Annotated in this window: 12 protein-coding genes and 1 pseudogene; 6 read left to right on the forward strand and 7 right to left on the reverse strand. The window is 64.9% G+C overall.

What is annotated here, in order from left to right:
* Window positions 1-336 precede the first annotated feature (336 nt).
* Entirely contained in the window at window positions 337-1,200 is an 864-nt protein-coding gene (locus BX591_RS09330; RefSeq protein WP_111930518.1) for a sulfurtransferase, read from the forward strand.
* Between the two features lie 208 nt (window positions 1,201-1,408).
* Window positions 1,409-2,302, forward strand: coding sequence for a tRNA glutamyl-Q(34) synthetase GluQRS (gluQRS, locus tag BX591_RS09335; protein WP_111930520.1), 894 nt, complete (start codon window positions 1,409-1,411; stop codon window positions 2,300-2,302).
* A gap of 261 nt (window positions 2,303-2,563) precedes the next feature.
* Here gluQRS and BX591_RS09340 read toward each other — a convergent pair whose 3' ends face one another.
* From BX591_RS09340 to BX591_RS09355, 3 genes are all read right to left on the reverse strand, one after another.
* Complete coding sequence (locus BX591_RS09340; protein ID WP_111930903.1) at window positions 2,564-4,057, reverse strand: DEAD/DEAH box helicase; 1,494 nt, start codon at window positions 4,055-4,057, stop codon at window positions 2,564-2,566.
* Window positions 4,058-4,497: 440 nt separating this feature from the next.
* On the reverse strand, window positions 4,498-5,934 hold the full coding sequence (locus BX591_RS09350) for an aldehyde dehydrogenase family protein (protein WP_111930522.1): 1,437 nt from the start codon (window positions 5,932-5,934) through the stop codon (window positions 4,498-4,500).
* Between the two features lie 52 nt (window positions 5,935-5,986).
* Window positions 5,987-7,639: an acetolactate synthase large subunit gene (locus tag BX591_RS09355; protein ID WP_111930524.1), complete on the reverse strand. Its 1,653-nt coding sequence runs from the start codon at window positions 7,637-7,639 to the stop codon at window positions 5,987-5,989.
* A gap of 136 nt (window positions 7,640-7,775) precedes the next feature.
* Between BX591_RS09355 and BX591_RS36050 the strand changes: the two genes are divergently transcribed.
* On the forward strand, window positions 7,776-7,997 hold the full coding sequence (locus BX591_RS36050; protein ID WP_146749745.1) for a hypothetical protein: 222 nt from the start codon (window positions 7,776-7,778) through the stop codon (window positions 7,995-7,997).
* Here the strand turns inward: BX591_RS36050 and BX591_RS09360 are convergent.
* From BX591_RS09360 to purT, 3 genes are all read right to left on the reverse strand, one after another.
* Window positions 7,987-8,355 carry an MliC family protein gene (locus tag BX591_RS09360; RefSeq protein ID WP_111930526.1) on the reverse strand — a complete coding sequence of 123 codons (369 nt, stop codon included), beginning with the start codon at window positions 8,353-8,355 and terminating at the stop codon, window positions 7,987-7,989. The genes BX591_RS36050 and BX591_RS09360 overlap by 11 nt on opposite strands.
* A gap of 115 nt (window positions 8,356-8,470) precedes the next feature.
* Window positions 8,471-8,647 carry a DUF6726 family protein gene (locus BX591_RS37230; RefSeq protein ID WP_338068888.1) on the reverse strand — a complete coding sequence of 59 codons (177 nt, stop codon included), beginning with the start codon at window positions 8,645-8,647 and terminating at the stop codon, window positions 8,471-8,473.
* A 305-nt stretch (window positions 8,648-8,952) separates the two neighbouring features.
* Window positions 8,953-10,173: a formate-dependent phosphoribosylglycinamide formyltransferase gene (gene purT / locus BX591_RS09370; RefSeq protein ID WP_111930530.1), complete on the reverse strand. Its 1,221-nt coding sequence runs from the start codon at window positions 10,171-10,173 to the stop codon at window positions 8,953-8,955.
* Window positions 10,174-10,413: 240 nt separating this feature from the next.
* Here purT and BX591_RS09375 point away from each other — a divergent pair, with 240 nt between their 5' ends.
* The 3 genes and pseudogenes from BX591_RS09375 (at window position 10,414) to BX591_RS37410 (ending at window position 15,456) form a co-directional block, all read left to right on the forward strand.
* The gene (locus tag BX591_RS09375) at window positions 10,414-11,001 is read left to right on the forward strand and encodes an META domain-containing protein (protein ID WP_176343049.1); all 588 of its coding nucleotides are present in this window, start codon (window positions 10,414-10,416) and stop codon (window positions 10,999-11,001) included.
* Window positions 11,002-11,133: 132 nt separating this feature from the next.
* Window positions 11,134-15,193 (forward strand): annotated as a pseudogene (locus BX591_RS37130) (FtsK/SpoIIIE family DNA translocase); the annotation flags it as partial.
* Window positions 15,194-15,231: 38 nt separating this feature from the next.
* Window positions 15,232-15,456: a DNA translocase FtsK gene (locus BX591_RS37410; RefSeq protein WP_476739453.1), complete on the forward strand. Its 225-nt coding sequence runs from the start codon at window positions 15,232-15,234 to the stop codon at window positions 15,454-15,456.
* Between the two features lie 137 nt (window positions 15,457-15,593).
* Here BX591_RS37410 and BX591_RS09385 read toward each other — a convergent pair whose 3' ends face one another.
* Window positions 15,594-16,751 carry a lactonase family protein gene (locus tag BX591_RS09385; RefSeq protein ID WP_420849357.1) on the reverse strand — a complete coding sequence of 386 codons (1,158 nt, stop codon included), beginning with the start codon at window positions 16,749-16,751 and terminating at the stop codon, window positions 15,594-15,596.
* Between the last annotated feature and the right edge of the window lie 176 nt (window positions 16,752-16,927).

Consider the following 16,927-nt stretch of genomic DNA (forward strand, 5'->3'; position numbering starts at 1 on the left):
TATTTTTAACAATTCCGGCGGCGACACGAGCGCGACGTCGCTCGCCCGCGGCGCAAAAAAACCTTGCGCGCCTTCGCGTGAACTTGCCCCGTCATTGCCAACGATCGGCCGCAACGCGTCACGGGATCGCGGACGGTTTGCGCTAGCGCAATGCCCTGGCCATTCGGCCGAGTCGGGGAAACTGCCGGGTTGAGGGATAATATGGGTTTCGCCCTATTCGACGTGGCCGCGCCACCCGGGGTCCAAACGAGGTCCAAACGTGAGCGCCCCCAACTGCGGGCAGCCCCACTTACCCCGTTCTCCGCGCCGCCGGCCACTTCATACCGCTGGACACACATGAGTATCGTCAACCTCTCCGCGTACCATTTCGCGACCATCGAAGACACCGCCGCATGGCGCCCGTTCGTCACCGAACGCTGCAACGCGCTCGGTCTGCGCGGCACCGTGCTGCTCGCGCCGGAAGGCATCAATCTGTTCGTCGCCGGCACGCGTGAGGCAACCGACACGTTCATCGACTACATCCGTCACGACGCGCTGTTCGAAGGCAAGTTCGCCACGCTGCAGTTCAAGGAAAGCCTGTCCGGCAAGCAGCCGTTCACGCGCATGCTGGTCAAGCTCAAGCGCGAAATCATCACCATGAAAAAGCCGGCGATCCGTCCGGAACTCGGCCGTGCGCCGTTCGTCGACGCGCCCACGCTGAAACACTGGCTGGACCGCGGTCACGACGACCAGGGTCGCCCGGTCGTGATGCTCGACACGCGCAACGCGTTCGAGGTCGATGTCGGCACGTTCGAGAACGCGCTCGACTACCGCATTTCGAAATTCAGCGAATTTCCCGAGGTGATCGAGCAGAACCGCGCCGACCTCGAAGGCAAAACCGTCGTGTCGTTCTGCACCGGCGGGATTCGCTGCGAGAAGGCCGCGATTCACATGAAAGAAGTCGGCATCGAGAATGTGTATCAGCTCGAAGGCGGGATCCTGAAGTATTTCGAGGAAGTGGGCGGCGCGCACTATCGCGGCGACTGCTTCGTGTTCGATTACCGCACCGCATTGAATCCGCAACTGGAACCCACCTCGACCGTGCAATGCTTCGGCTGCCGCGCGGTGGTGCCGCCCGAGGCGCAACAGTCGCCGCTGTACGTGGCGGGCAAGACCTGCCCCGCGTGTCATCCGGACAGCAAGGCGGCGCACGCGGCGTGATGACGGCGGTGCACTGCGGCGGCGCGGCGAGACGACCTGAGCGAGCTTTTTGCGGCGTAGGCGGTGCGTTCGTTCGGGGTGCATGCGGCAGGTTGCCTTACGGCGCTATCGGCAGGTTCGTTTGCGGCGCAGGCGGTGCGTTTGAAGCGGCCACTGGCGCTACCACCGCGTCCGTGGCACCCGTAACAACCTGCGCGCTCCCCCAGCCATGACCTATCGCGGGCGCTTCGCGCCATCGCCTACCGGGCCGTTGCATTTCGGCTCCCTCGTCAGCGCGCTCGCCAGTTGGCTCGACGCACGCGCGCATCGCGGCGCGTGGCTGGTCCGTATCGAAGACATCGACGGTCCGCGTACCGTACCGGGCGCCGCCGAAAGTATCCTCTCGACGCTCGAACGTTTCGGCATGATCCCGGACGAACCGCCGGTCTGGCAAAGCCGCCGCATGCCGCGCTACCAGCAGGCGCTGGAGCAGTTGAAGTCCACCGGTCTGATCTATCCGTGCGGCTGCACGCGCAAGGAGATCGCCGACTCGCTGCTGCACGTGCGTGCGCGCAACACGACCCTTGCGTATCCCGGCACTTGCCGCGCCGGCCTGCATGGCAAGCCGGCGCGCGCGTGGCGCCTGCGCGTGCCCGACGGCGACGCGGCCGTCATCGCCTTCCTCGACCGCTGGCAAGGTCCGCAGACGCAAAACCTCGCTACCGAAGTCGGCGATTTCGTGCTGCGGCGCGCGGACGACCAATGGGCGTATCAACTGGCCGTGGTGATCGACGATGCGGACGACGACATCACGCATATCGTGCGCGGCGCGGACCTGATGGATTCGACGGCGCGTCAGATTTATCTGCAGCACTGTCTTGGCGCGCCGACGCCGCACTACTGCCATGTGCCCGTCGTCACGAACGAGCGCGGCGAAAAGCTCAGCAAGCAGAATGGCGCGACCGCGCTCGATGGCGACCATCCGCTCGACGCGCTGAACGCCGCGGCGCGGCATCTCGGTCTCGACCTGACGACGATCGGCTCAACACCGGCGGAAACGCTGGAAGGCTTCTACGCAGCCGCCGCGGCAGCGTGGGCCAGTCGAATGGGAATCAGCGAGTGAATGCGAGCGGGAGGTTTTGCCTCGCGTGTGTCCCGCGAGCCCGGTCGAACTGAACCCGAGCGGCGTCAAATGAAGCCGAAAGCGACGAAAAACCGAAGAAAAGCCGAAGAAAAACGCGAAGCTAAAACAAAGGGCAGTTTTGTAGAAAAACCGCCGCGAGGAACAACCTGTCAAGCCTAAAACTATCGGCTGCCACCCCGCTCGGGGCATAGGGCGCAGCGCCGATCAACCTGCAAAACCACAACCTGCCACTGCGCGCGCTCAGGTCGACGAAGTCGACTTCCGCGGCATCCCAAACCCACCCAGCAATGCCGCCAAAGGCTGCTTGGAACCGGACTTCTGCGGCGCGGCGGAAGAGGCGGCAGCCTCTTCAACCTTGCGAACCGAAGCCGCCGACGGCTCATACGGCTTGAGGAAGAAATCGTCCACCGGCTGCGCGCGATGATGATGCGGCCGATCGAACGAACCCGACGACGCCGGACCCGAACGCCGGCGAGCACCACGCTCATCACGGCCTTCGCGACCCTCACCGCGGCTTTCGCTGCGCTCACGGCGCGGCGCGCGCTCGTCATGGTGATGACGCACGGGCGTATTCACTGTCAGATGCTGCACGTCCAGCGGACGCTTGATCAGCTTCTCGATGTCGGCGAGCTGCTTGCGCTCGTTCGGGCTGCACAGCGACAACGCGTCGCCCGACGCACCCGCGCGGCCGGTACGACCGATGCGGTGCACATAGTCTTCCGCGTTGAACGGCAGATCGAAGTTGATCACCGCCGGCAATTCGGCGATATCCAGGCCGCGCGCGGCGACGTCGGTCGCCACCAGCGCTTCGATCTCGCCGCGCTTGAACGCCTCGAGTGCCTGCATCCGCTCGTTCTGCGTGCGGTCGCCGTGAATCGCGGTCGCGACCACGCCGTCGCGTTCGAGGCTACGCGCAAGGCGGCTTGCGCCGATCTTGCTGTTGCAGAACACAATCACCTGCTTGAGGCCGCGTTCGCGAATCAGCTGCACGACCGCGCCGGTCTTATCGCCTTCCGCGACTTCGTAGACGATTTGCGTCACGTTGGTCGCGGTGGAATTGCTGCGCGCGACTTCGATCGTCTGCGGGTTGCGCAGATACGTCGCGGCCAGCTTCTTGATTTCGCCCGAGAAGGTTGCCGAGAACAGCAGGGTTTGACGTTCTTTCGGCAGCAAATTCAGAATGCGCTGCAAATCCGGCAGGAAACCCATGTCGAGCATGCGGTCGGCTTCGTCGAGCACCAGAATCTGCACCTGGCCGAGATTGGCGGTTTTCTGTTGCACGTGGTCGAGCAGACGGCCCGGCGTGGCGATCAGAATTTCGACGCCGCGGCGCAACGCTTCGGACTGCGGGTTCATATCGACACCGCCGAACACCACCGTGCTGCGCAGCGCCGTGTGCTTCGCGTACGACTGCACGTTCGCGGCGACCTGGTCGGCCAGTTCGCGGGTCGGCGTGAGAATCAGCGCACGCACCGGATGGCGGGCCGGCGAAGCGCTCGTGCTCGCCTGGGGCAGCAGCCGCTGGATGATCGGCAGCGAAAAGCTCGCGGTCTTGCCGGTGCCGGTTTGCGCGGCGCCCATCATGTCGCGGCCCGCCAGCACGACGGGAATCGCCTGCTCCTGAATCGGCGTAGGCGTGGTGTAGCCCGACTCTTTGACGGCTTTCAGGATATCGGGCGCGAGACCGAATTGATCAAAAGTCGCAGTGCTGGGCGTGACGGCTGTGTCGGACATGGTGGCTTTCGCTAATAAATGCGCTTGGCGCGTGCGCGCGGCAGCGGTCGGAACCGCAGAGGGCATCGTGATGAAGGCGGAGCCACGGCGTTCCGCACGGGACCCGTTGGTACTGCAGGAAAAATGCGGCCGGCTCCGGCCGGCGGAAACACCCGCCGGAAAGGCCGGTATTGTAGCACTTCAGCAAAAACACTCATGGCGCATCCGCCGGCTTTCTGCTTACGCCGGCGAAAGCCGCGCGGCCGCTCGCTGTCCGGAGACTGGCAACGCGGCGCGCATGCCGGCCAAGCCAGCCCAACCGCCGCAACCGCCGGCAAAACAGCACCGCCTCGCCTCGCCTCGCCTCGCCTCGCAGGCGAGCGTAGTGCGCGCAGACGACAGTTGCGTGACAGCCCGCGCTCAGCGAGGGCTGACCGCCGTTTACTCGCGCTTACCCCCGCCTACCACGTCTCACGCATCACCATCAGGCGCAATTCGGTCATGTCCTCGATCGCGTAGCGCACGCCTTCACGCCCCAGCCCGGAATCCTTCACGCCGCCGTACGGCATGTTGTCGACCCGGAACGACGGCACGTCGTTGATCACCACGCCGCCCACGTCGAGCTCGTCCCACGCGCGATGCGCATTCGCGAGCGAATCCGTGAAAATGCCGGCCTGTAGACCGAAGTCACTGTCGTTGACGGTGGCGAGCGCCGCGCCGAAGTCGTCGAAACGCTCGAGAATCGCCACCGGCCCAAACGCTTCCTTGCGATACAGGTCGCTCTCGCGCTTCACGCCTTCGAGCAGCGTGGCCTCGAACATCGCGCCCTCCACCTTGCCGCCGGCGACGATCTTCGCGCCCGCCTGCACCGCGCTGTCCATCCAGCCGGCGAGGCGTTTGGACTCCGATTCGGAGATCATCGGCCCCACGAAGGTCTTTTCGTCCTTCGGATCGCCCATGATCAGCGACTTCGTCTTCGCGATCAGCTTCTCGCGCAGCGCGTCGTAGAGGCTCGTATGCACCAGAATCCGCTGCACGCCGATACAGCTCTGCCCCGACTGATAAAACGCGCCGAACGCCAACCGGTCCACCACGTAGTCGAGCTTGCCGCCCTGATCGCCGTCGACGATCGCGGCCGCATTGCCGCCCAGCTCCAGAATCACCTTCTTCTTGCCGGCCTTCTTCTTCAGTTCCCAACCCACCGCCGGCGAGCCGGTGAAGGACAGCAGCTTGAAACGTTCGTCGGTGGTAAACAGATCCGCGCCGTCGCGGTGCGCCGGCAGAATCGAAAACGCGCCCTTCGGCAGATCGGTTTCCGCCAGAATCTCGCCCATGATCAGCGCGCCGACCGGCGTGCGGCTCGCCGGCTTCAGCACGAACGGCACGCCCGCCGCGATCGCCGGCGCGACTTTGTGCGCCGTCAGATTCAGCGGGAAATTGAACGGCGAAATGAACGAACACGGCCCGATCGGCACGCGCTTCACATAGCCGTGATAACCCTTGGCGCGCGGCGAAATCTCCAGATTGATGATCTCGCCGTCGATCCGCACCGATTCTTCCGCGGCCACCTTGAACGTATCGATCAGCCGCGTAACCTCGCCCCGCGAGTCGTTGATCGGCTTGCCGGCCTCGATACACAGCGCCAGCGCCAGTTCGTCGTAACGTTCGCGAAAGCGTTTCACGCAATGTTCGAGCACCGCCTGGCGCTTGAACGGCGGAAACACGCGCATGGCCGGCATCGCCGCGACCGCGTGGCCGATCGCCTGGTCGATCGCGGCGGCGTCGGCCATGGCCACACGGGTGGCCACTTCGCCGCTGAATTTGTCGGTGACGTCGAGATCGGTGTTGGCTGCCACGGCTTCGTTGGCGAGGTAATACGGGTAAGTCTTGTTCAACATGACGCGCTCTCCTTGTTCCGGTGCATGACGGTGCTGACCGCGCTCACCGTGCTTAAAGTTGCGCGCTCAACCGCTTGATCTCGCGGTTCAATACGCGCTCGTTATCCGAATAGTCGATCAGCAGATCGATCACATGCACACCCGGCGTGACGAAGCATTCGCGCAGCAATGGCGCGAATTCCGCCGCCGATTCGATCCGATGCCCCTTTGCGCCGTAACTCTGCGCGTAGGCAACGAAATCCGGGTTCGCAAGCGTCATGCCGTAGTCCGGGAAATTCATGTTTTCCTGCTTCCAGCGGATCATGCCGAACGCGTCGTCGCGCAGAATCAGGACCACCAGATCGAGCTTCAGACGCACCGCCGTTTCCAGTTCCTGCGAGTTCATCATGAAGCCGCCGTCGCCGCACACGGCCATGACCTTGCGGTCCGGGTGCACGATCTTGGTGGCGATCGCGGACGGCAAGCCCGCGCCCATCGAGGCCAGCGCGTTGTCGAGCAGCAGCGAATTCGGTTCGTGCGCGCGGTAATAGCGGGCGAACCAGATTTTGTACATGCCGTTGTCCAGACACACGATGCCGTCCACCGGCGTGGTCTCGTACACGTCGTTGACGATTCGCACCGGGTACATCGGAAAACGGTCGTCGTGCTGGCCTTTGACCAGATGCGCCTCGAAGTGCTGTTTGATCTCCTTGAAGCGGGCGAAGTCCCAATGCTCCTGGGGTTCCTTCAGACTTTCCTTGAGTTGCCACACGGCATTGGCGATATCGCCCACCACTTCGATCTGCGGGAAATACACCGTATCCACTTCCGCGCCGAGAAAGTTGACGTGAATCACCGTCTTCTCGCCCGCTTCGCCGCTGCGCATGAAAAACGGCGGCTTCTCGATCACATCGTGACCGACGTTGATGATGCAGTCGGCGTGATCGATCGCGCGGTGCACGAAATCGCCGTCGGACAAGGTCGCGTTGCCTAGCCACATGGGATGCGATTCGTCGATCACGCCCTTGCCCATCTGCGTCGTGAAGAACGGAATGCCGATCTGGTCGACGAACTCGCGCAGCATTTTGGTGGTGGTCTTGCGATTGCCCCCTGCGCCGATCATCAGCAGCGGATGCTTCGCGCGCCTGATCGCCTCGACTGCGCGCGCCACCGCTTTTTCCTCGGCCACCGGACGGCGGCTGAAGCTCTTCGGGATCGGCTTGCCGTCGCCCTCTTCATGCGCGACGTCTTCCGGCAATTCGAGGTGGGTGGCGCCGGGCCGCTCTTCTTCGGCCTGCCGCACCGCCTCGCGCACCGCCGCCGGAATATTGCCGATCGAGACGATCTGCCGCGTGTACTTCGTGAGCGGTTCCATCATCCGCACCACGTCGACGATCTGGAAATGGCCCTGCTTGCTCGACTTGATGGGCTTCTGGCCGGTGACCATCAGCATCGGCATGCCGCCGAGCTGCGCGTACGCAGCGGCGGTCACGAAGTTAGTGGCGCCCGGGCCGAGCGTGGCCAGGCAAACGCCGAGGCGGCCGGTGAGACGCCCGTAGGTGGCGGCCATGAAACCGGCCGCCTGTTCGTGACGCGTGAGGATCAGACGGATTTTCGAGCGGCGCAGCGATTCGAGCAGATCGAGATTTTCTTCGCCGGGAATGCCGAACACGTACTCGACACCTTCGGCTTCCAGCGATTTGACGAACAGGTCCGATGCTTTCATGGAGGGTCTCGCTTGATGAAACGGACGCGGGCCTGAGCCCGGCCGTCAGGGTCCGGGAACGGACAATACGGACAATACGGACGATCGAAGACGACGGCAGCCGCGCGAACAACGCGCGGCATGGCGGAACGGCTCGTTGCATGCCACGCCGGACAGCTTACTACTCGAACGGAAAGGATGTGTGCGCGCGGGCAATGCCGCTGGGAAGAAGGCGGGTGATGCGGGTGATGCGGCCGAAGCGGGTCCCGCACGTAACTTGGGCAAAGCAGACGACGTGACCGAAGCAGGCAGCGCACGCAATGCAATCAAGACAAGCGGCATAGCAGTACAAAGCCGCCGCATCGCGTTCAGCGATTGATGGTGACGCAATCGGAGAGCATGGGCGGTGCATTCTCGCCGTCTGTCGCGTCGTACAGGTCGGCGCGCGGCCCCTTGGTCCACCACGTATAGCTGCCGGCCTGGTATTTGGCACCGGACGCCGACAGCGTGTTGACGAACAGCAGTTGCTGCCCCTTCACGGGCACGAGCGCGAAACTCTGACCGTTAGCCGCGTTCCAGTAAGTGACTTGCAGAATCTTGCCGGTCGCACAGGTGTATTTGTGCGTCTGACGGTTTTTGGGTTGAATCTCGGCGAGGCGTAACGGTTCGGCGCACGCATTGCCATAAAGCGCCGTGAGACCCGCCGCCGTGGTGACTGCAACAAGCCATTTCTTCATAGGAAGCCTCGTTAGTTGCCCCTTGCCGCGGATGCAAGGCACGCCGCCGACCGCACACCCGACGCCACCACGCAGCGCGGCCGCATGCCGCGCATCGAAATCGCCGACGCTGTACTTATGGATCGATCACATTGGCGCACGCGTCGGTCGGCGCGGCGGCCACGTGGCCGACCAGCGGCACGATCTTCAGCCCTGCCGAGGCGACCCGGCACGGCGCGGCCGCGAGACCGCAACCTGCCAGCCCAGCGCTCAACGCAAGCACCACGCTCAACGCGCCCAACCGCGCGGTCATGCCGCGCCGTTTTCCAGCGCTGGACGCGGAGTCGACGCCCGCCTCGGACCCGACCTTGGACTCAAACTCGAAGTGACTGCCCGACTGACTGCTGCGCAATCCCTGCATCATGCCTACCTCTTACACTTGCTTACCTGCTACGACGATTCGGACGCCGCGCGCGGCACCGCGCACACGGCGGACTGTATGGCACATAGACACGCGCCGCCGTGCATTCGTTCGCCCTGTTTCGCGTAGCCTTGTTTCGACATCGCTCCAACGTCACTTCGACATCGCCTCAACGTCGCTTCAACGTCGCCTCAACCTCACTTCGACTTCGTGGACACCGGCCGCACCGCCGCCGCGGCCTGCTTCGCACGCGCACGGGCTTCGTCGAGGTTCTCGCCGGTGGCGAGCGCCACGCCCATGCGACGCTTGAGGAAACTCTCGGGCTTGCCGAACAGCCGCAGATCCGCATTGGGCACGGCCAGCGCCGCCGCCACGCCTTCGAACGCGATGCCGGTTTCGTCCAGACCGCCGTAAATCACCGCCGATGCGCCCGGCGCCCGCAACGACGTATCCACCGGCAAACCGAGGATCGCGCGCGCGTGCAGTTCGAACTCCGAGAAGCGCTGCGAGCACAGCGTGACCAGACCCGTGTCATGCGGACGCGGGCTGACTTCCGAGAACCACACCTCGTCGCCGCGCACGAACAGCTCGACGCCGAACAGGCCGCGGCCGCCGAGCGCCGTGGTCACCTTCTCCGCGACTTCACGCGAACGTTGGAGCGCGAGCGGACTCATGGGCTGCGGCTGCCACGATTCGACGTAGTCGCCCGCCACCTGCACGTGGCCGATCGGGTCGCAGAAATACGTGCCGACCGCGCCGCTCGACGGGTCGATTGCGCGCACCGTCAACTGGGTGATTTCGTAGTCGAAGTCGATAAAACCCTCGACGATCACGCGGCCGTGATTCACGCGGCCGCCGGCCATGGCGTAGTGCCACGCGGGTTCGACGTCAGCGTCGCTTTTCAGCACCGACTGGCCCTTGCCCGACGACGACATGACCGGCTTCACCACGCACGGATAGCCGACCTTGGCGATCCCGGCACGCAGTTCGTCGAGCGAATCCGCGAACGCGTACGGCGAGGTCGGCAGGCCGAGTTCTTCCGCGGCCAGACGGCGGATGCCTTCGCGGTTCATGGTGAGTTGCGTGGCGCGCGCGGTCGGGATCACTTCGGCGAGACCGTCGGTTTCGATCGCGGCGAGCGCGTCGGTGGCGATTGCTTCGATCTCGGGGACAATCAGATGCGGACGTTCCTGTTCGACCAGCGCGCGCAGCGCGGCGCGGTCGGTCATGTCGATCACGTGGGCGCGATGCGCGACCTGGTGACCCGGCGCGTTCGGGTAACGGTCGACGGCGATCACTTCGACGCCCAGCCGTTGCAGCGCGATGATCACTTCCTTGCCGAGTTCGCCGGCGCCGAGCAGCATGACGCGCGTGGCGGATTCAGAAAGGGGCGTGCCGATCCGTTGGCCGATCTGCATGGGGTCTCCAGATAAAAGTCGGATGAGGGTGGGATTGGATAGAACACGATGTTAACATGCTGGCCCCTCGCCGCGCCTTGCTCGCGGCGGCTGCATTTGATCCGCGCGCGGGGCGCGCAGGCGCGCCGCGAACCGGCCCGCCTGCGGCCCGATTAAGCGCTTTGCACGCCGTTGCGCTCGCGTGCGGCGAGCTTAGTGCGTTACCCTTACGCCTTCGCCAGTTTGAAGAGGAACGACGCCATGCTCCAAAGCTCCTCCGCGCGACGTATTGCGCGCTTTACCTCGCATTTCATCTCGTATTCGGCTACGCGTTCCATTTCGCGTTTTGCGCCTCATGCGCGCACGGTTTTGGCCGGGCTGGGCGTCGCCGCGCTGTTGAGCGCCTGCGCGATCCCGAAACATCCCGATTCGGAAGCCGCCGCGCCCGATCCCTTCAATCCCGCCGCCACGCAGTTGCTCGACGACACGAGCTGGGTGTTGAGCGGCTGGAAGCAGGCCGACGGCACCGCGCGCGCGATTCCGTCCGCCGATCAGGGCGCGCCGATCACGCTCACGCTCTCCACCGACAAAGGCCAGCGGCATGCGAGCGGCTATTCCGGTTGCAACCGCTACATGGGTTCGTATGGTCTGAAAGACGGCAAGCTAAGCTTCGGCACGTTGGGCGGCACGCGCATGGCATGCATGACGCCGGGTGGCCAGATCGAAGGCGCGTATCTGAACGCGCTGACGCATATCGACCGTACCGGCGTGCAGATGCGCGCGCCGCAGCAGATGCAACTGGTGCTCGATAACGGCGATACGCTGACGTTCGACCGCAGCGCTAAATGACCGGCGCGCGGCAACGCACCGTTTTCCTTTTCGACGCGAGCGCGCTCGCGTCTGCTTTCGAAGCCGCTGGCTTCGCCGGTTTAAACTCGACGGATTGCGTTCTCACGCGTCCGTCATTCGTTGATGTCTAGCATGCACACGGTAGTTTTCGGCTGGTTCGGCGGGTCGGCCGTCTGGTTCATTCCTCTTTTGTGGCGTCTCGTGAAGTCGGTGCTGCCGGGCGGCGCGGGTTTGCGCGGTCCGGGCACGATCCGGCTGTGGCTCGGCTTCGTCTGCGTGATGGTGGCGAGTTGCACGCTGGAGGCGTCGCTCATCGACGTGATCGGCGTGAACGGTTTCGGCCGTGCACTGGCCGCGGGTTTCGGCCATCTGCTCGGGCATATCGGCACGCCGCTCGCGGCGCTGGCGCTGCTCGGCATCAGCCTGCCCTGGCTGATCGATTTCCGTTGGCGCGATGTCGCGGTGTGGGCCGACGGCGCGTTCGGGTTGGGCTTGTCGCGCGGGCTGGCTAAACGCGACGAAGAAGCGCGCCGGCATCGCAGCGTCGACGATGGTATGCCGTCGCATGTGTCGCCGACGACGAACACGATGGCCCCCAAGGCCAATGGGCGCTATGCGCGGCCGACGGTATGGCGGCCGCCGGCGCGTGGGCGTGGCGGGGACGTGGGTGCGGCGGGTGCGGCGGGTGCGGCGGGTGCGGCTAGTGCTGCTGCGGCGGCTAAAGATGCGGCTGCGCGGAATGCGGGCGCGAGTTGGCGTGCTGGTGCGACGCCGTCGCGTGCCCGCCCGGCGCAGCCGGCCGAGCCGGTGCTGCGCACGGGTGTTGCAACGCCGACGCGGCAAGCGCAGATGCCCTCGCCGAAGTCGACCGCGGATAGAGCTGGGTGGATGCCCGCTGAGCCGGTTGCGCCGGCCGGATGGTTGCGTGAGCAAAGGTCGGCGGGGTCGGCGCTTGGTGCAACGGCTGGTGCTGCGGCTGGTGTAACGGTCGGTGCAACGACTGGCGCTGCGGCTAGTGCAGCCGGTTTGGCTGGTATTGCGAGTGCTGCGAATGCGGGTGGTTTGGCCAGCGCGCCAGGTGTGGCGAGCGCCGCAAGGTCCACCGCGGTTCAAGCCGGCGCCGCACAAGCGACGCACGCAATGAGCGCGGCTGCGACGCACGCCGCGCCGCGCACGGCTGGTCCAGCTTCGACGAATTCAACCGCCAACACGGCTGCGGGTGCCGTAAGAAACACCGCAATCCAACCGGGTCGTCCGTCGACGGGCCAGAGTTCAGCGGGCACGGCGGGGCCGATCGATCGCACTACCGTGCAGCGTCAACCGTCCCAGGTCGCGTCGCGCGTCGACATGGCGGCATCGACGGCAAGTACACGTCGCCCGATCGCGTCCGGCTACACGCGGCCCATGCCGGCCGCGCAAAAAGTCGCACCGCCCGCGAGCGTCGAAGAGACGCTGCGCAGCATCGCGGAAAACACCGCTCGTTGGACCGACATTGCCGGCGTGAGTCTCGCACGCACGAGCGGCGCGGAAAGCGCAAAGCTCGGTACAGGCCCGGCGAATGCGGTGGCCTCGGCCTCGACTCGAGCTGAGCATGATCGTCCGGCGCAATCCGCGATTGAAACGGAGCAGACTGACGCAGCGGCCGCGATATCGCTTGACGCGCGGCACGCGCACACTGCATTCGATACGTCGCTCGACGCAGCAGCCGCTGCCGCCGACGTTGGCGTTCGTGCCGAGGACGGTGTCGCCGCTCACGCCGACGTTGCCGCTGACCTTGCCCCGCACGCTCCCGTTGACGCTCAAGCCGACGTTGGCACTTACGCTCACGTTGGTGCTCAAGCCGACACTGAAGCCGACGACCACGCCCACGTCGACCCTGACGCTGATGACGTCGACGCTAACACCAAAGCGAACGCCGACACTGACGCCAACGACAATCCCGTCGTGCAATGGCCGATCGAACCGCCGGTCATTCACCCGCCGTTGACAGCCGCGCCGGCACTCGCGCCAGTTGTACCTGCCGCGCCGGTCGCCACACCCACGCCGTTCCAGATCTTCGCGGCCCGTCTGGAGCAGAGCACGACCTCCGACAACGAGTCTCTGTCAGGCAACGCGGAATACGCAGAAGACACGGAAGACACGGAAGACGACGCAACGCCGTCCGCTGCTCAAACCGAACACCTGACGAACGCCGACATCGACGACGCGCAACCTGTCGGCCAGTTCGCCGAGCGGGCACACGTAGCGACATCCGACACCACGGCGTCGGCCGGTAGTGCGGCAGCAATGCAACCGACAGACACCGCGCCAATCGCTCAGCCGCTATCCACCGCGCCCGTGCCGGTTGCCGAGGTCGTCATTCCGAAGCCGCTCGCGCCATGGGAAACCATCGCCGATACTGCCGCGTCGTCGCACGCGGCGCGGTCGGCAAACGAGTCGCCTGTGCGCGGCAGCGCCGTGCCGGAAGCCTCGGTGCCACCGCATCAGGTTGCGCCGTCGCCGCGTGTCGAGAGCCCGAGTGGCGACGCGGCGCCAAGCGCGGCGGAACCGGCGGACTCCCCTGCCCTATCCGGCGAATCGCGAGCAACGGAACCGTCAACGGCTCATGGCGCAGCGGACGTAGTCGCCGCCGTGCAGGTAACGAATGTTCCGGCGCCGGCATCGAACGTGGTTCGCTTCCCGTTCGCGGCTCAGGCCGGAATGGTTTCGCCGTCAGGCTTGCCCGCCGGATCGACCGGACCCATCGGACCCATTGAGTCCGAGTCCGTCGAGTCCGTCGAGTCCGTTGAGTCCGCTGGGTCCATTGGGTCCATTGGGTCCGTTGAGTCCATTGGGTCCGTAGAGTCCATCGACTCACCTGACTCCATCGACCCGATCACCCACCCCGAACCCACGCCCCCCGCCCCCCAGCGTCCCCCCGTCCGCGGCCACGGCCCCGCCAACGGTTTCGAATTCCGCGCCCCCGCTGCGTCGAGGGTCGAACTCCCAACCCTCGACCTGCTCGCGCCCGCCGACATCGACATCGAACCGGTTTCCGAAGAAAAGCTGATCGAAACCGGCCTGCTGATCGAACAGCGTCTGCAGGAGTTCAAGGTGCCGGTCACCGTGGTCGGCGCATCGGCCGGTCCGGTCATCACGCGTTTCGAAGTCGAGCCGGCGCTCGGCGTGCGCGGCAGCCAGATCGTCGGCCTGATGAAGGATCTGTCGCGCGGCCTCGGCCTCACGTCGATCCGCGTGGTCGAAACGATTCCCGGCAAGACCTGCATGGGCCTGGAACTGCCGAACGCGAAACGGCAAACCATCCGTCTGTCCGAAATCCTCGAAGCGAGCGTCTATCAGAACTCGCATTCGCAACTGACACTCGCGATGGGCAAGGACATCACCGGCCATCCGGTGGTCGCCGATCTGGCGAAGGCGCCGCACATGCTGGTCGCGGGCACCACCGGTTCGGGCAAGTCGGTGGCGATCAACGCGATGATCTGCTCGCTGCTCTACAAGGCCACGCCCGAAGAAGTGCGCCTCATCATGATCGACCCGAAGATGCTGGAATTGTCGGTCTACGAAGGCATTCCGCATCTGCTCGCGCCGGTCGTCACGGATATGAAGCTGGCGGCCAACGCGCTGAACTGGTGTGTCGGCGAAATGGAAAAACGCTACCGCTTGATGTCCGCGGTCGGCGTACGCAATCTGCCCGGTTTCAACCAGAAGATCCGTGACGCCGAAGCCAGGGGCAAGAAGCTCGGCAACCCGTTTTCGCTGACGCCGGAAGCGCCCGAGCCGCTCGCGCCGCTGCCGCTGATCGTCGTGGTGATCGACGAATTGGCGGACCTGATGATGGTGGCCGGCAAGAAGATCGAAGAGCTGATTGCACGCCTCGCGCAAAAAGCGCGCGCCGCCGGCATCCACCTGATTCTCGCGACGCAGCGGCCTTCCGTCGACGTGATCACCGGCCTCATCAAGGCCAACATTCCGACCCGCGTGGCGTTCCAGGTATCGTCGAAAATCGACTCGCGCACGATCCTCGACCAGATGGGCGCGGAGTCGCTGCTCGGTCAGGGCGACATGCTGTTCCTGCCGCCTGGCACCGGCTACCCGCAGCGCGTGCACGGCGCGTTCGTCGCGGATGAAGAAGTGCATCGGATCGTCGAGTATCTGAAGCAGTTCGGCGAACCGCAATACGAGGAAGGCATTCTCGACGGCCCGGCCACCGACGGCGGCGCGGCCCAGGACCTGTTCGGCGAATCGCCCGACGCGGAAGCCGATCCGCTCTACGACGAAGCCGTCTCGTTCGTGGTGCGCACGCGGCGCGCGTCGATCTCGTCGGTGCAGCGGCAATTGCGCATCGGCTATAACCGTGCGGCGCGTCTGGTCGAACAGATGGAAACCGCCGGACTCGTGTCGGCCATGGGCATCAACGGCAGCCGCGAAGTGCTCGCGCCAGGACCGGCGGAGTAACGAAACGACCGATCGTCGATCGTCGGCGCAAGCCAACGCGCAAGCAAAACGGGCCGCTCAATTCAATCTTGAGCGGCCCGTTTTTCATTCAGCGCGTGTCTTTAACCCACACGCCGACTCACACGCCGAACGCGCCATCACGACGGCGACACCAGCTTGAAATCCACCGGCGAATCGATCTCGATCCGCTTCGGGTTCGCTTCGAGCCAACCGCTCTGCTGATCGCGTTTGAACACATACACCGTGCCGCTATTCTGATTACCGACGATCAGCCAGTTGCCGGTCGGATCGATCGCGAACTCGCGCGGCGATTTGCCCAGGCTCGACTGATGACCGATCTTCTTCAGATGCCCATTGGTCGGATCGACCGAGAAGATCACGATGTCGTTCGCGTCGCCGCGATTGGACGCGTACAGAAAGCGCCCATCCGGCGACAGATGGATCGCCGAGCCGCCCACCGCGCCCTTGAAGCCCGGCTCGGTCAGCGAAAGGGTTTGCACCTGCGTGAGCTTGCCGTCGTCGTAATTGAAGGTGCTGACCGTGCCCGCCAGTTCGCTCGTCAGATACGCCTGCTTGCCGTTGGCGCCGAACACCAGATGGCGCGGCCCGGTGCCCGCCTTCTCCTGCGTATAGCGCCAGTCGGTCGGGCCGAACAGGCCGCGGCTGCCGTCCGGCGTGTAACGGTACGCGTACAGCTTGTCGGCGCCGAGATCCTGCGCGAACAGATAGTGTCCGTCCGGCGAGAACACCGTGGAATGCACGTGCGAATTGTCCTGACGGCCCTTCACCGGACCGCCGCCTTCATGATGCACGGTCAGCACCGAGGCGCCGACCTGGCCGTCGTCCTGCAACGGGAACACCGCGAAGCTGCCGCCCGGGTCGGCCGCGACCGAGTAGTTCGCCGTCAGCAGATATTTGCCGTCCGGCGACAGGCTCAGATAGCACGGATCGTTGCCGTCCGAGGAAACCTTGTTGAGGAAGCTCAGCTGGCCGCTCGCGGCGTCGAAACGGAACGCGCTGATGCCGCCGCGCTGCGAAGCCGGACCGTTGTCGCCGGGCAATTCGTTGACTGCGTAGACGAAGCGGCGGTCGCGGCTCACCACCAGATACGAGGGGTTGACCGTTTGCGCGACCGAGACGCGCGTTGCCTCGCCCGTCTTCGTGTCGAAGCGATAGACGTACACCCCCTGGCTCGTGCCGCCGGTGTAAGTACCGACCAGCATGTCGTAAACACCATCGGCCGCGACCGGGCCGGAATCTTGCGCAAACGCGTGCGTTGCAACAATCGAGACCATGAGCGCGAAACCTTTTATTATCGAGCGGGCGGAGCGCGACGGAGCAGGCCGCCCCGCGCGCCATGAAGTGGCTTGAGCCGCATGTGGCGCAGCGGCATGAAGATGAGAATCCGCGACGGCACGCTGAGCGGCCCGGTGACGACGAAGCATTGAGACCTCCTGGACATCGGTTATTC

The organism is Paraburkholderia bryophila (assembly GCF_003269035.1).
Taxonomy (GTDB): Bacteria; Pseudomonadota; Gammaproteobacteria; order Burkholderiales; family Burkholderiaceae; genus Paraburkholderia; species Paraburkholderia bryophila.